The organism is Halanaerobium sehlinense (assembly GCF_055379485.1).
Window position 1 is genome coordinate 1,914,665 of record NZ_AP042442.1, and the last position, 13,323, is coordinate 1,927,987.

Genomic DNA, 13,323 nt, shown 5'->3' on the forward strand with positions numbered 1-13,323 from the left:
AATTATTCAATTAAGAGTGACTTAACCTCATAATCTTTTAAAACTTCCCTACCGTCAAGTGCATCAAGTTCTAATAAAAATGCACAACCAACAACTTCTCCACCTAGTTCTTCTATCATTTCTGTTGCAGCAAGTGTAGTTCCTCCTGTAGCAAGCAAATCATCTACAATTAAAATCTTATCACCTTGATTAACTGCATCTTTATGTATTTCAATTTCATTCTTTCCATATTCCAGTTCATATGATTTTTTTAATACTTCATGTGGTAATTTACCCGGTTTTCTAATTGGAATAAACCCCTTGTCAAGTTCTATTGCCAGAGGTGTACCAACCAAAAATCCTCGAGCTTCAATTCCTACCACATAATCAATCTCATAATCTCTAAACATATCCGCCATTTTTTCTATGGCTTCTTTAAGTGCCTCCTTATCCCTCAATAGAGGTGTAATATCTTTAAATAAAATTCCTTCCTTGGGGAAATCGGGGATGCTTCTTATTTTGTCACTAAGATTCATTTTTATCCTCCTTAAAATTAGATACATTTGCAATCAGGTCAAAAAGATTTTTTTGGAAAGCTAAATCTTTAAATTCCATAAAATTATCCATTCGCCTGGATAATTTATTATATCGTACTGAGCCTTTAAAGTCCAATTCATTTTTGGGACTTGCTGACTGCTCCTGCTGCTTAAGAAATTCTATTACTTTCGAATTGTACTTAATATCTGAATTTCCAAAAACAAATATAACTTTAGTCATTTTTTTGCTGCATTTAAGCTGATAGTTATTGATTATTTCAGTAAATTGTTTAAAAGAAAAAGGAAGCGAATAAAAAATCAAATGGGAAAAAGTATTATTGAAATTATAGCTGCTGCCAAAAAAGTAATGGTTTTTAAATTTTTTCTTAAAATATACCTTCTTTTTTTTATGATTAATATAAACGGCAGCCTTTCTAACAGCTTTATTAGAAAGAAGTTTGTTCAAATTTAGCTTCTTATCACCACTGTTTCTGAAATCATAAAAATAATAGTCATTTTTTTTAAATACTAAGGCTGCGTTAGGATTGTCTGTTAGCCGATAATCATCAACTTTCACCTGAATACTTTCTTTACCACGCCAGCGATTAATTTCAGGTTGAGCTATTAAATCAAAGCTACCAGAAGCAATCTGGTCTACTTGATCACCTAAATTAAATCCTACAGCCTCCACTCCATTTTTTAAATAGATTTTAAGATGTTTATTATCTTTTCCCATTTGGTAACACTTTTTACTTTCTAGATTTTGAAAAAGAAATTTAGGAGCTGGATTTGCCACTCCAAAAGGCTTAAATTGATCTAAAGTTGATATAATATCCTGGTCAAGCTTTGAAACGTCATAATTTAGATCAATTCTTTTTCTTTTTAGAAATTCTTCTTCAGCTAAATTTGTCAAGAGATATTCTTTAAACTTATTTTTAAAGTTATTAATCTGCTCAAGCTTAACACTAAGTCCTGCCGCTGCTTTGTGCCCCCCAAAATCAATTATTTCAGACTGGCAGTGTTTTAATGCTTGATAAATATTTAAAGACGAAATACTTCGTGCTGATCCCTTTGCAGTTGATTTTTTTTCATCGACTGCAAATAAAATAACAGGTAAGTTATACTTCTCTAATAACCTTGAAGCTACTATCCCAATTATTCCCGAGTGCCAGTTTGCATCAGCTAATATTATTGACTTTTCTCTTTCTAAATCAATATTTTCGATCTTTCTTTCTGCTGCCTGATAAATTTTTTCCTCCTGCTGCTGTCGTTTCTTATTAGTTTTTATTAACTTTTCAGCAATCCTTTTTACTTCTCCCAGGTCTTCACTAATTAAAAGTTTTAATGCTTCTTGTGCATCATCAATCCTACCAGCAGCATTCAGAGGCGGGGCAATAATAAAGCCTATTTGTCCTGCACTTAGATTTTGTTTTTTTAGCTTTAATTTTTCAATTAAAATTTTTAAACCAAGAACTTTATCTTCTATGATCATTTCCAGACCATTTTTAACAAGTATTCTGTTTTCATTTTTTAAGGGAGCAATATCAGCAACTGTTCCTAAGGCAGTAATTGGCAGCAATTCCTCATTGATTTCTTTGACTGCTGCTGGATTTAGAGCTTGAACTAACTTATAAGCAGTTCCTACCCCTGCAATTTCTGAGGCAAAATATTCTTCTTCATCAACAAGATGGTGGTTAATTACCGCTTCAGCTTTAGGTAACTTTTTTGAAGGCGTATGGTGATCAGTAATTATTAAATCCACCCCTGCTTCTGAAAGATATTCAGCCTCTTTAAAAGCTGTAATTCCGCAATCAACAGTTATAATTAAATCAATATTTTCTTTGACTATTTTTTCTAAAGCTTTAATATTTAATCCATATCCATCCTTTATCCTATCCGGTAGATAATAATTTAGCTCAAGATTATACTCCTTTTTGAAAAATCTAAATAAAACTGCTGTCGAAGTTATTCCATCAACATCATAATCTCCATAGACTAAAACTTTTTCCTTATTTTCTACTGCTTTTTTTATTCTTTTAACTGCCTTTTTCATTCCAGGTAATAAAAAAGGGTCACTTAAATATTTTAAACTAGAGCTTAAATATATTTCTTTTTCTTTTTTTGTTTTAATACCTCTGTCAGCCAAAAGTTGATCTATATTTAGTTTTTCATCTTCCAAATAAGAATTCAATTCCCAAATTTTCTCCATTAAATATCACCAATATTATATTAATTTAGTATTTTCCTGATCTAAAAATTGAAATAACAAGTAATAATCCTAAAACACCTGCAAATGAATAACCAATAAAGCCAAGCAGGGGAATATTAAAAATACGCGGCTCCATATTTGTCTGAATTAATAAGGTTGATCCAATTATCAAAGAAGCAATTATTAAACTCATTGATAAACGATTTGAGATAATATCAAGTCTTGAAATTAAGTTTTCTAAATTAGTATGCCTAAAATTGATTGTAAAATCATCTTCAACTAATTTACTTAAAACTGATTTAAGCTGTTTATTTAATTCATATTTTTTGCGACCAAATTTCCAAATTTCAGATCCAAATCTAGAAACTATTTTATCCAGCTGTAGCCGATCATCTAAAATTTCATCAATGAACTCTTTTCCAACTTCTACAACATTGAAATCAGGATCCAAATCCTGCCCAACTCCTTCGCTAACAGCTATTGCTCTAAAAAGAAGAAAGAAGTCTTGAGGCATTCTGATCTGATGTTCATAAATAAAATATTGTAAATCTTCAAATACAGCTTTAATTTCAATATTTGATAGGTCACTGCCATAATATCTATCAAGTATTTTTTCCATATCAAGTTGAAACCGTCTTCTGTTAAAATTATCCGGCTTTTCACCTAATATTAAAATTACATCCATCAAAACATTTATTTTTTTGTTAACTAAAGCATAAAAAAGTAATGCCATTAAATCTCTATCTTCTTCGGTAATTCGTCCAACCATACCAAAATCGACATACGCTATTGTTTTGTCACCTGTAATAAAAATATTGCCCGGATGCGGATCAGCATGAAAAAACCCATTAATTAAAACCTGCCTCATTAGAGCCTTTGCTCCAAGTTCTGCAATAAACTTGTTGTGAGGGTGACTCTGATCAATATCCCGCAATTTAGTCCCTTTGATCTCTTCCATAATTAAAACATTAACAGTAGAAAGTTCAGAAAACACTTTGGGCGCTGTAATGTAAGGATTATCAGCAAAATCACTGCGAAAGCGAATGATATTTGCCATTTCTCCTTTAAAATTTAACTCATCTTTAATCGTTCTTTTAAATTCTTTAATAATTTCTACCGGTCTAATAATGGAGTTAAATAAATTTCTTTCAGCCGCCTGTTTAGCAAGACTTTCCATTATTTCAACATCTACATTAATCTTTTTGTCAATCCCAGGTCTTTTTACTTTCATAATAGCAGACCTATTATTTTTAAGCGTTATCTTATGAGTCTGTCCAATTGAAGCAGCAGCTTCGGCTTCTTTTTCAATTTTTATTATTTCTTCTTCATATTTGGAACCCAACTCATTTTTTAAAAATTCTTCTATAATCTCAAAATCTTCAGCAGGGACTTTATCCTGAAGTTTTCTCATCTCTGCAATAAAAGTTGGTGGGAAAACGTCTGCTCTTGTACTCAGCAGCTGTCCCAATTTTATATAAGCAGGACCTAATTCCTGCAGAACTTCTCTTATTTTAACAGCAAGCATTTTTCCTGTAGGTCTTTCTACCGTGTTTATTCTCTTTCTAAATGGTAAGTATTTATTCAATTCTAGCTGAGAAATTATAAAACCAAGCCCATTTTTAACAAGAATTTGTGCAATCTCACTGTAACGCTGAAAGTGCCTATAATGTTTGGGTAAGTTCATATCCATTTTATCACAGCCTTTTTTAAAGATAGAAACCCCTCCAAGCTTAAGGAGGGGTTTTATAGTCTAAATAAATTTCTAATTATTATCTACTGATTTTCTTCTGCCAGGTAACTAATAAAGGGCTGGCAACAAAAATTGAAGAATAGGTACCAGCAAACATACCAATAAAGAGAGCTAACATAAATGTTTGAATTGAAGCTCCTCCAAAGAAATAAATAGCTAAGATAGTAATTAATGTAGTTATCGAAGTGTTAATTGATCTTGGTAGTGTATCAACAACTGCAGTGTTTGCCTGTTCTATAAATGGAGCCTTATGCTTTAGTTTCATATTTTCTCTAATTCTATCAAAAATAACAATAGTATCATTAATAGAATAACCCACTATAGTTAATAATGCTGCTACAAAAGGTGTGTTAACTTCTCGACCTAAAATAGCGAAAATACCTAGAGTTATTAAAACATCATGCATTAAAGTAATAATAGAAACAACCGCAAATCTAAATTCAAAACGGAAACTGATATAAGCAACTATGGCGATTGAAGCTGCAATCATTGCCAGCAAAGCATTAATTCTTAATTCTCTACCAATAGTTGGCCCAACCATTTCTGTTCTCAACATTTCTGCGGATTCAAATTCATCTCTAATTGCATTATCTAAAGCAACAATCTCTTCAGATTCTAAAGTCTTAGCTCTAATAATTACTCCATGTTCGCCAGCAGCCTCAGACTGCTGAATTTTGCTGTCTTCTGCTATTTCTATTCTTTCCAAAACAGCTCTTACATCCTCTGAGCTAACATTCTCAGCAAAACTAAATTCCATTAATGTTCCACCATTAAAGTCAATTCCTAAATTTAAACCATTTATCATTAAAAATGCTAAACCGATTACAATAACTGTTATAGAAATTGTATACCACAATTTTCTTTTTCCTAAAATATCCACTTTATTACCCCTTTCTGACCCCGAAAGATTTATTTTCACGTAATAATTTACTGCCTGCAAAAATATCAATTACATTTCTTGTAACAAAGAAAGCAGTAAACATACTGACAATAATACCTATACCAAGTGTCACAGCAAAACCTCTAACTGTACCACTAGTAAAATAGGCCAGAATAAGAGCAGTCATAATAGTAGTTACATTAGCATCAATGATAGTTGTATAAGCTCTCTTAAAACCTGCGTCAATTGAAGCTCTAAGTGTCTTTCCAGATTTTAGCTCATCTTTTATTCTTTCAAAAATAATGATATTCGCATCAACTGCCATACCTATAGAAAGAATCAAACCAGCAATACCTGGTAAAGTTAAAGTAGCCTGCAGACCAGCCATCGTTCCCATTAATATCAAACCATAGATTGCTAGAATTACAGCCGCTAAAACACCAGGAAATCTATAATAGATAACCATATAAATTGCAACTAAGAGCAGACCAATTAGTCCAGCTCTAATACTTTTTTGAATAGAAATCGAACCTAAAGTAGGCCCTACTGTTCTAGTCTCAATTACATCAACAGGTACAGGTAATGCACCTTCTCTAATCAAAATTGCATCTTCTTCTGCAGCCTGTATTGTTTCATAACCGGTAATTTGACCTCTTTCTTCAATTACAGCTTGAACAGTTGGATTAGTCAGCTGTTCATTATCAAGGTAAATACCAATCTTTTTACCTATGTAGCGGCTTGTAATATCAGCAAACTCATCAGACCCCTCGTCTGTCAAAGTAAAAGCAATTACAGGCCTACCATACTGATCATGATCAGCTCGGGCATCTTTGACAGCTTCTCCGGTCATCAAAACCTCTCCAGCAGAGTTTTTAAAGGTTAACATTGCAGTTCTACCTATTGTTTCAATCGCCTCATTAGGGCTATCTACTGCAGGCAGTTCAACAATAATCCTGTCACTACCCTGCCTCTGGATTAAAGGCTCACTTAATCCTAACTGATTAACTCTGCGTTCAATAACACTTTGAATACCTGTCATAACTGTATCGTTAATTTCTCTTTCTTCTGTTGGCTGAGCCTGTAAAACTATATGGGCTCCCCCCTGTAAATCAAGTCCTAAATTAATACCATGCTGAAAGTATAAAAATGCAGCAAAGGCCATTATTGCTAAAATAATAATTAACTTAATTCTTCTTTTTTGTTTATACCTCATTAAATAAATGTCCTCCTAACAATAAACAATTAATTTTCAAATGATAAACTGTATTCCTGATGATCTATCACCCGCATTTCAGTTAAAGGCCAGTAAACCCAGAAAGCCTTCCCTGAAATATCATCATATTCTACAAAGCCAACAATACTACCAAATCTACTGTCAGCACTGTGATTTCGATTATCACCTAATACAAAAACTCTTTCTTCTGGCACCTCATAAGGACCAAAATCTCCAATCATTCTTTCCGGTAAATATTCTTCTTCTAAAGCCTCACCATTCACATAGGTAGTACCATCTTTAATATAGACAGTGTCACCTGGTTTACCAATCACTCTTTTAATATATTTTTGGTCTGGTGATCCTTTAGGAGCAAAAACTATAATATCCCCTCTTTCAGGTGGATGAAATCTATAAATAAACTTATTAACAAATAACCTTTCACCATCCTGAAGAGTGTTAGCCATTGACCTTCCATCTACTACAAATGACTGGGCAACAAATGTAATAATAAAGAAGGCCAGTATTCCAGCTATTACTAAAGATTGCAAAAATTCTTTGACTGCATTTTTCACATTATTTTCCCCCAGTTCTCAGCTAATCAGTTATTATTTGTCATTCTCATTTTTTTCTGTAATCTCTTCTTTTTTGCTGCTGCTTTTTTCTTCTACTCTAGAAATAGCATTCTTTATAAAATCAATATCAACATTAGAAGAAACCCTAATTCTAACATTGTTATCATTGATTTTAATAATCTTACCTTTAATACCACCAATAGTAACTATCTTATCACCAATTGCTAAATTATCTAACATGTTCTGATGTTCTTTTTTCTGTTTCTGTTGAGGTCTAATTAAAAAGAACCAAAAAATACCGAAAATTAAGACCCATGGTAAAATTGCGTATAAATATTCCATTTACTATCCTCTCCTAATTAATTTTTTTCTCTCATAACTATTTCAACAATAAATATGATATTCCTGCTAAAAGCTAAATATTATTTTAAAAAAATGTAAATAATATTTATTTTAGTTCATATTTACTATAAAACTCTTCTCTAAAATCAATGAAACTATCATTACTAATTGCATCTCTTATTTCTTCTGAAAATTTTAGCATGAAATATAAATTATGATAAGTAGTTAGCCTTACTCCTAAAATCTCATTTCTTTTAAGTAAATGCCTCACATAACCACGGCTGTAGTTTTGACAAACATGACAGTCACATTCTGAATCTAAAGGGGTGAAATCTTCTTTATAAGTTGCGTTTCTAATTGTTTTTCTGCCAGCATGGGTAAATATTTGTCCATGCCTGGCAATTCTAGTCGGCATAACACAGTCGAACATATCTATACCGTGGTAAATCCCTTCAAGTAAATCTTCTGGAGTTCCCACTCCCATTAAGTAACGCGGTTTATTTTTAGGCATTAAAGGGGTTGTGTGATCTAACATCTTATACATTTCTGATTTAGGTTCTCCCACACTTAAACCGCCAATTGAATAACCTGGAAAATCAAACTTTGTTGTTTCTTCAACACTCTGTTTTCTCAGTTCTGGATAAACACCGCCCTGGATTATACCAAATAATGCCTGTCCTTCTGCATCTTCCATTTCTTTTTTGCATCTTTCTGCCCAACGAAGAGTTCTATTTAAAGAGTTTTCTACATATTCTTTTTCAGCTGGGTAAGGCGGACATTCGTCAAAAGCCATTACAATATCAGATCCCAAATTCTGCTGAATCTGCATTGATTTTTCAGGAGAAATAAAATGTTTTGAACCATCTAGATGTGATTGGAAATAAACACCTTCTTCTTCAATTTCTCTTAGGTTTGCCAGTGAAAAAACCTGAAACCCTCCACTATCAGTTAGAATTGGACGGTCCCAATTCATAAATTTATGCAGACCACCAGCCTTAGCAATTAAATCATCACCTGGTCTTAAATAAAGATGATATGTGTTACCAAGTATAATCTGTGAACCAATTTCTTTTAATTCTCTGGAAGACATTGCTTTTACTGTCGCCTGAGTTCCAACTGGCATAAAAATTGGTGTTTCAATTTTTCCATGGTCTGTTGTGATTTCACCCAATCTCGCCTCTGATTTCTTATTTTCTTTAATTAACTTAAAATCAAACAAACTAATCTTCCTTCCTGTTTAAGATCAACATTGCATCTCCAAGACTAAAAAATCTATATTTATCTTCAACAGCTTTTTTATAAGCTGACAAGATAAAATCTTTACCTGCTAAAGCTGAAACAAGCATCAATAAAGTTGATTTGGGTAAATGAAAATTAGTAATTAAAGAATCAATTACCTTAAACTCATAACCTGGATAGATAAAAATATCTGTCCAACCTTTATATTCACTTAAATCTCCAGTTTGAGCAGCTGATTCTAAAGTTCTGGTAACTGTAGTACCGACTGCAATTATCTTATTACCTCTAGCCTTAACCTCTTTTATTTTAGCAGCCGTTTCAGCAGATATTTCCGCATATTCTTCATGCATTTCATGATCTTCTATTTCTTCACTTTTTACAGGTCTAAATGTTCCCAAACCTACATGAAGTGTTATATAATCTAAAATAACACCATACTCCTGCAGTTCTTTCAATAAATTTTTGGTAAAATGCAGACCTGCTGTAGGAGCAGCAGCTGATCCTTTCTTTTGACTGTAAACAGTTTGATAACGCTCAGGATCATCTAATTTCTCATTAATATATGGGGGGAGAGGCATTTCGCCAAGCTGGTTTAAAACTTCTTCAAAATCATAATTATCCTGATCCCAGCTGAATTCAACAATTCTACCACCAAAATCAGTATATTCAACAACCTCAGCTTTCAAAATGTCATTGAAATTTATTTTAACACCTTTTTTAGCTCTACGACCAGGTCTGACTAAAACCTCCCATCGGCCTTCGGCTAATTCGTTTAATAATAAAAGTTCAATTTCTGTACCTGTTGGAACTTTAGCCCCATATAATCTTGCTGGAATAACCCGGCTGTTGTTCATAATAATCATATCACCCGGTTCTAAATATTCCTTTAAATTCTTAAAAATGTTTTCTTTTATTTTATTCTGCCTGGGATTTAAAACCATCAATCTCGATTCATCTCTTTTCGGAAGAGGATTTTGTGCTATTAATTCTTCCGGAAGATGATAATCAAATTCCTCTACTTTCATTTGAAAATAACCTCCAAAAACATTAACTTTTTCTTGATTTTTATTCTGAGTTTTGCTTAATATCTAAATGTTGATAAGCCTTTGTAGTTGCTACTCTACCTCTTGGAGTTCTTTCTAAAAATCCAAGCTGCAGAAGGTATGGTTCATAAACATCTTCTATTGTTTCTGTTTCTTCACTAATAGCAGCAGCTAAAGTATTTAAACCTACAGGACCGCCCCTGAATTTCAACATTATAGTCTTTAATAATTTGTGATCAATTCTATCCAGTCCCAGCTCATCAATTTCTAGTAGTTTTAAAGCTGAATCAACAACTTCCCTATTAATTATACCATCTGCTTTAACTTCTGCAAAGTCCCTGACTCTCTTTAAGAGCCGATTAGCGATTCTAGGGGTACCACGTGAGCGGCGGGCAATTTCTAAAGCCCCATGTGATACAATATCAACATTTAAAATATCAGCAGATCTAGTGACTATTTCCTGCAGCTCTTCCTGTTTATAAAATTCCAAACGATTTATAACTCCAAACCTATCTCTAAGTGGTGAGCTAAGTCTACCGGCTTTAGTTGTAGCTCCAACCAGGGTGAAGGGAGCCAGGTCAAGCCTTACTGAACGAGCACTTGGACCCTTTCCAATTATTATATCCAAACAGTAATCTTCCATTGCTGGATATAAAACCTCTTCTACCATTTTATTTAATCTGTGGATTTCATCTATAAATAACACATCGCTTGGCTGTAAATTAGTTAATATCGAAGCTAAATCTCCAGGCCTTTCAATTGCCGGGCCAGAAGTTTGATGAATATTAACATTTAACTCATTTGCTATTATATTTGCAAGAGTGGTCTTACCAAGCCCTGGAGGACCGTAAAGCATGACATGGTCAAGAGCCTCTTTTCTGCCTCGAGCAGCCTGAATAAAAATCTTTAATTTTTCTTTTGTTTTATTCTGGCCAATATATTCACCTAAACTTAATGGTCTTAAACCTTTATCAACAGAATTATCATCTTTTTTCTTTTTTGGAGAAACAACTCGTCTTTCATTTTCCATTATTATCTCTCCTTACCAAGTTGGCTTAAAACTAATTTTATCTTTTCAGAAACATTTATATTATCTTCAAAGCTAAGTTCTCTTAAAGCTTTATTAATTTCAGAAATTTTATAACCTAAAGCTGTAAGAGCATCTACTACATCCTGCCTATCTCCATCAGCTCCACCAGTAAATTTGTTAGAATCATTTTGAAGATAAGCAAATTCTTCTAATTTGCTCTGCAGTTCCAGAATAAGTCTCTGAGCAGTTTTTGGACCAATACCTGAAATCTCTTTTAGCACTGCCTCGTTTTTTTGCATAATTGCACTTACAAATCTAGAAGCAGGCATTGTATTTAATATATTCAAACCAGCACTTGGACCAATACCGTTGACTGTTATTAATATTTCAAATAGTTCTTTACCTACCTTTTCCGGAAAAGCAAATAACTTTAGCGCATCTTCTCTAACATAAGTATATGTATAGACTTCTAACTCTTCTCCGACTAAAGGTTGTTTTTTAAAACCTGCCAGCTCTAATTCATAGCCAACTCCATTAATCTCTAGAATAATTTTATTAAGTTCAGAATTTATGACTTCTCCTTCTAAATAGCCAATCATAATCTTTCCTCCCATCCAGAATGAGCACTGTAAACATGTCCGTGACAGATTGAAATTGCCAGTGCATCAGCCGCATCATCCGGTCTTGGAAGTTCGGATAAATTCAGCAGCGATTTTACCATCTGCTGCACCTGCATTTTATCAGCCCTACCATAGCCAACTACTGCCTGTTTTATCTGCAGCGGAGTATATTCTGCCACTTTTAAACCAGCCTGAGAACCAGCTAATAGAATTACTCCTCTAGCCTGCCCAACAGCGATTGCAGTTTTCACATTTTTATTAAAAAATAATTCTTCAACTGCCATCTGCTCCGGTTTGAATTCTTTGATCAATGCTTCAATATTTCTATGAATAATTTCCAGTCTTTCTATATCCTCTTTATCTGCTGAAGTTTTAATGACTCCATATTCTAAAACTTCAAAATGATTTGTTTCTTTATCTACTAAGGCATAACCAATCGTGGCAAGCCCTGGATCAATACCTAAAATTCGCAAATCCCACACCCCATTCAAACTAATGTTTGAAATAATTATATCATATAAAGCTTAATTATAAAAACAAAAAAATAAAGACACTGTTATCCAGTGCCCTTATTAAAATCTAAATTTATTTTATAACAAAATCATTAAAATTAAATTAAAATATTAATTAATTTTCTTCTGCTTCTATTTCAGCTCTAACATCTTCTGGAATATTAAAATTAGAATAAACATCTTGAATATCATCATGATCTTCCAACTGTTCCATTAATCTTAACATTTTTTTGGCATCGCTTTTATCCAGAGTAACTTCATTATCTGGAACCATGGCTAAATCAGCAGACTCAAATTCATAGCCAGCTTCTTCTAAAGCTTCACGAGCAGTTTCATAATTGGAAGGATCAGTGTAAATCACTGCTTCTTCTTCACCATATTCTAAATCTTCTGCTCCTGCTTCGAGTGCTTCTAATAAAAGATCTTCTTCGCCAACTTCAAATTCATTTAGGTCAATTACTAATTCTCCTTTTCGCTGAAACATCCAGGCTACACAACCATTAGAACCCAGATTACCACCATTTTTATCAAGGATGTGGCGCACCTCTGAAGCAGTTCTATTTCGGTTGTCAGTCATTATATCTAAATATAATGCAACTCCACCAGGGCCATATCCCTCATAAACAAAGGACTCATAACTCATGCCTTCTAAATTACCAGTTCCTCGTTTAATCGCCCTCTCAATATTGTCATTTGGCATATTGTTATCTTTAGCCTTTTGAATAGCCATTCTGAGATCAGAATTCATCTCAGGGTCTCCGCCACCCTCTCTGGCAGCAACTGCAATTTTACGACTCAATTTTGAAAAAAGCTTACCTCTTCTCTTGTCTTCCTTTTGTTTTTTATGCTTTATATTAGCCCACTTAGAATGTCCGGCCATATAATAACCCTCCTTAAATCAAATTACAATCTTAAAATCAGTTTGCAGTTTATTGTACCATAATTATTCCTTTTTTTCAATATCAGGCTGATTGTCAATAATCTCGATTAGATTTTTAAGCAAAGTGTATATCATTTCTAACTCTTTTTGATTACGATTTAAAAGTAAATCTGTTATATTTGAGATTTGAATCTTAACATCTGAACTCAGATCGTAATTTATGAGCAGTTTATCTATACCTACTTCTAAAGCTTCAGCTATTTTATTCAAAGCTTTAAAAGATGGTTCTTTTTCTCCCCTTTCTACCTGTCCTATGTAAGTATAATGCAGCCCCGCCTTTTCCCCAAGATCTTCCTGAGTTAATTCCTGAACTCTTCGATATTCCTTAATTTTTTTACCTAAATCTTCTGTTTGCATTTACTTCACCTCTAACTATATATTAGAGTTTAAACCAGGATTTTTAAAGAGACTATAAATATTATAAAAAATAATATAAGTATTATTAATGTATTTAA

At 33.1% G+C, this 13,323-nt stretch carries 14 protein-coding genes; all 14 read right to left on the reverse strand.

What is annotated here, in order from left to right; all coding sequences use genetic code 11:
- Positions 1–2: 2 nt before the first annotated feature.
- Positions 3–515 (reverse strand): adenine phosphoribosyltransferase, encoded by a 513-nt coding sequence (locus ACZ446_RS09380; protein WP_464392301.1) that lies wholly within the window; start codon positions 513–515, stop codon positions 3–5.
- Complete coding sequence (recJ, locus tag ACZ446_RS09385) at positions 505–2,724, reverse strand: single-stranded-DNA-specific exonuclease RecJ (RefSeq protein ID WP_464392302.1); 2,220 nt, start codon at positions 2,722–2,724, stop codon at positions 505–507. Before recJ ends, ACZ446_RS09380 begins: the two co-directional genes overlap by 11 nt.
- Positions 2,725–2,749: 25 nt before the next feature.
- Positions 2,750–4,414, reverse strand: coding sequence for an AarF/UbiB family protein (locus ACZ446_RS09390; protein ID WP_464392303.1), 1,665 nt, complete (start codon positions 4,412–4,414; stop codon positions 2,750–2,752).
- Between the two features lie 79 nt (positions 4,415–4,493).
- A complete protein-coding gene (gene secF, locus ACZ446_RS09395) occupies positions 4,494–5,354 on the reverse strand; it encodes a protein translocase subunit SecF (RefSeq protein ID WP_464392304.1) in 861 nt (286 codons plus the stop codon).
- A gap of 4 nt (positions 5,355–5,358) precedes the next feature.
- Entirely contained in the window at positions 5,359–6,567 is a 1,209-nt protein-coding gene (secD, locus tag ACZ446_RS09400; RefSeq protein ID WP_464392305.1) for a protein translocase subunit SecD, read from the reverse strand.
- Positions 6,568–6,596: 29 nt separating this feature from the next.
- Positions 6,597–7,142: a signal peptidase I gene (lepB, locus tag ACZ446_RS09405; RefSeq protein ID WP_464392306.1), complete on the reverse strand. Its 546-nt coding sequence runs from the start codon at positions 7,140–7,142 to the stop codon at positions 6,597–6,599.
- 33 nt (positions 7,143–7,175) lie between these two features.
- A complete protein-coding gene (yajC, locus tag ACZ446_RS09410) occupies positions 7,176–7,484 on the reverse strand; it encodes a preprotein translocase subunit YajC (protein ID WP_464392307.1) in 309 nt (102 codons plus the stop codon).
- Positions 7,485–7,590: 106 nt separating this feature from the next.
- The gene (tgt, locus tag ACZ446_RS09415) at positions 7,591–8,703 is read right to left on the reverse strand and encodes a tRNA guanosine(34) transglycosylase Tgt (protein ID WP_464392308.1); all 1,113 of its coding nucleotides are present in this window, start codon (positions 8,701–8,703) and stop codon (positions 7,591–7,593) included.
- Between the two features lies 1 nt (position 8,704).
- A complete protein-coding gene (queA, locus tag ACZ446_RS09420; protein ID WP_464392309.1) occupies positions 8,705–9,748 on the reverse strand; it encodes a tRNA preQ1(34) S-adenosylmethionine ribosyltransferase-isomerase QueA in 1,044 nt (347 codons plus the stop codon).
- A gap of 40 nt (positions 9,749–9,788) precedes the next feature.
- A complete protein-coding gene (ruvB, locus tag ACZ446_RS09425; protein ID WP_464392310.1) occupies positions 9,789–10,796 on the reverse strand; it encodes a Holliday junction branch migration DNA helicase RuvB in 1,008 nt (335 codons plus the stop codon).
- 2 nt (positions 10,797–10,798) lie between these two features.
- A complete protein-coding gene (ruvA, locus tag ACZ446_RS09430) occupies positions 10,799–11,395 on the reverse strand; it encodes a Holliday junction branch migration protein RuvA (RefSeq protein ID WP_464392311.1) in 597 nt (198 codons plus the stop codon).
- Positions 11,392–11,889 carry a crossover junction endodeoxyribonuclease RuvC gene (ruvC, locus tag ACZ446_RS09435; RefSeq protein WP_464392312.1) on the reverse strand — a complete coding sequence of 166 codons (498 nt, stop codon included), beginning with the start codon at positions 11,887–11,889 and terminating at the stop codon, positions 11,392–11,394. Before ruvC ends, ruvA begins: the two co-directional genes overlap by 4 nt.
- Before the next feature lie 154 nt (positions 11,890–12,043).
- Positions 12,044–12,808, reverse strand: coding sequence for a YebC/PmpR family DNA-binding transcriptional regulator (locus ACZ446_RS09440; protein WP_464392313.1), 765 nt, complete (start codon positions 12,806–12,808; stop codon positions 12,044–12,046).
- 63 nt (positions 12,809–12,871) lie between these two features.
- Positions 12,872–13,225: a helix-turn-helix domain-containing protein gene (locus ACZ446_RS09445; RefSeq protein ID WP_464392314.1), complete on the reverse strand. Its 354-nt coding sequence runs from the start codon at positions 13,223–13,225 to the stop codon at positions 12,872–12,874.
- Between the last annotated feature and the right edge of the window lie 98 nt (positions 13,226–13,323).

Coding starts and splice junctions, on each gene's coding strand:
- queA (WP_464392309.1), bottom strand. CDS start 9,748: ATGAAAGTAGAGGAATTTGATTATCATCTTCCGGAAGAATTAATAGCA.
- ACZ446_RS09445 (WP_464392314.1), bottom strand. CDS start 13,225: ATGCAAACAGAAGATTTAGGTAAAAAAATTAAGGAATATCGAAGAGTT.
- ruvA (WP_464392311.1), bottom strand. CDS start 11,395: ATGATTGGCTATTTAGAAGGAGAAGTCATAAATTCTGAACTTAATAAA.
- ruvB (WP_464392310.1), bottom strand. CDS start 10,796: ATGGAAAATGAAAGACGAGTTGTTTCTCCAAAAAAGAAAAAAGATGAT.
- recJ (WP_464392302.1), bottom strand. CDS start 2,724: ATGGAGAAAATTTGGGAATTGAATTCTTATTTGGAAGATGAAAAACTA.
- ACZ446_RS09440 (WP_464392313.1), bottom strand. CDS start 12,808: ATGGCCGGACATTCTAAGTGGGCTAATATAAAGCATAAAAAACAAAAG.
- secD (WP_464392305.1), bottom strand. CDS start 6,567: ATGAGGTATAAACAAAAAAGAAGAATTAAGTTAATTATTATTTTAGCA.
- yajC (WP_464392307.1), bottom strand. CDS start 7,484: ATGGAATATTTATACGCAATTTTACCATGGGTCTTAATTTTCGGTATT.
- ACZ446_RS09390 (WP_464392303.1), bottom strand. CDS start 4,414: ATGGATATGAACTTACCCAAACATTATAGGCACTTTCAGCGTTACAGT.
- ACZ446_RS09380 (WP_464392301.1), bottom strand. CDS start 515: ATGAATCTTAGTGACAAAATAAGAAGCATCCCCGATTTCCCCAAGGAA.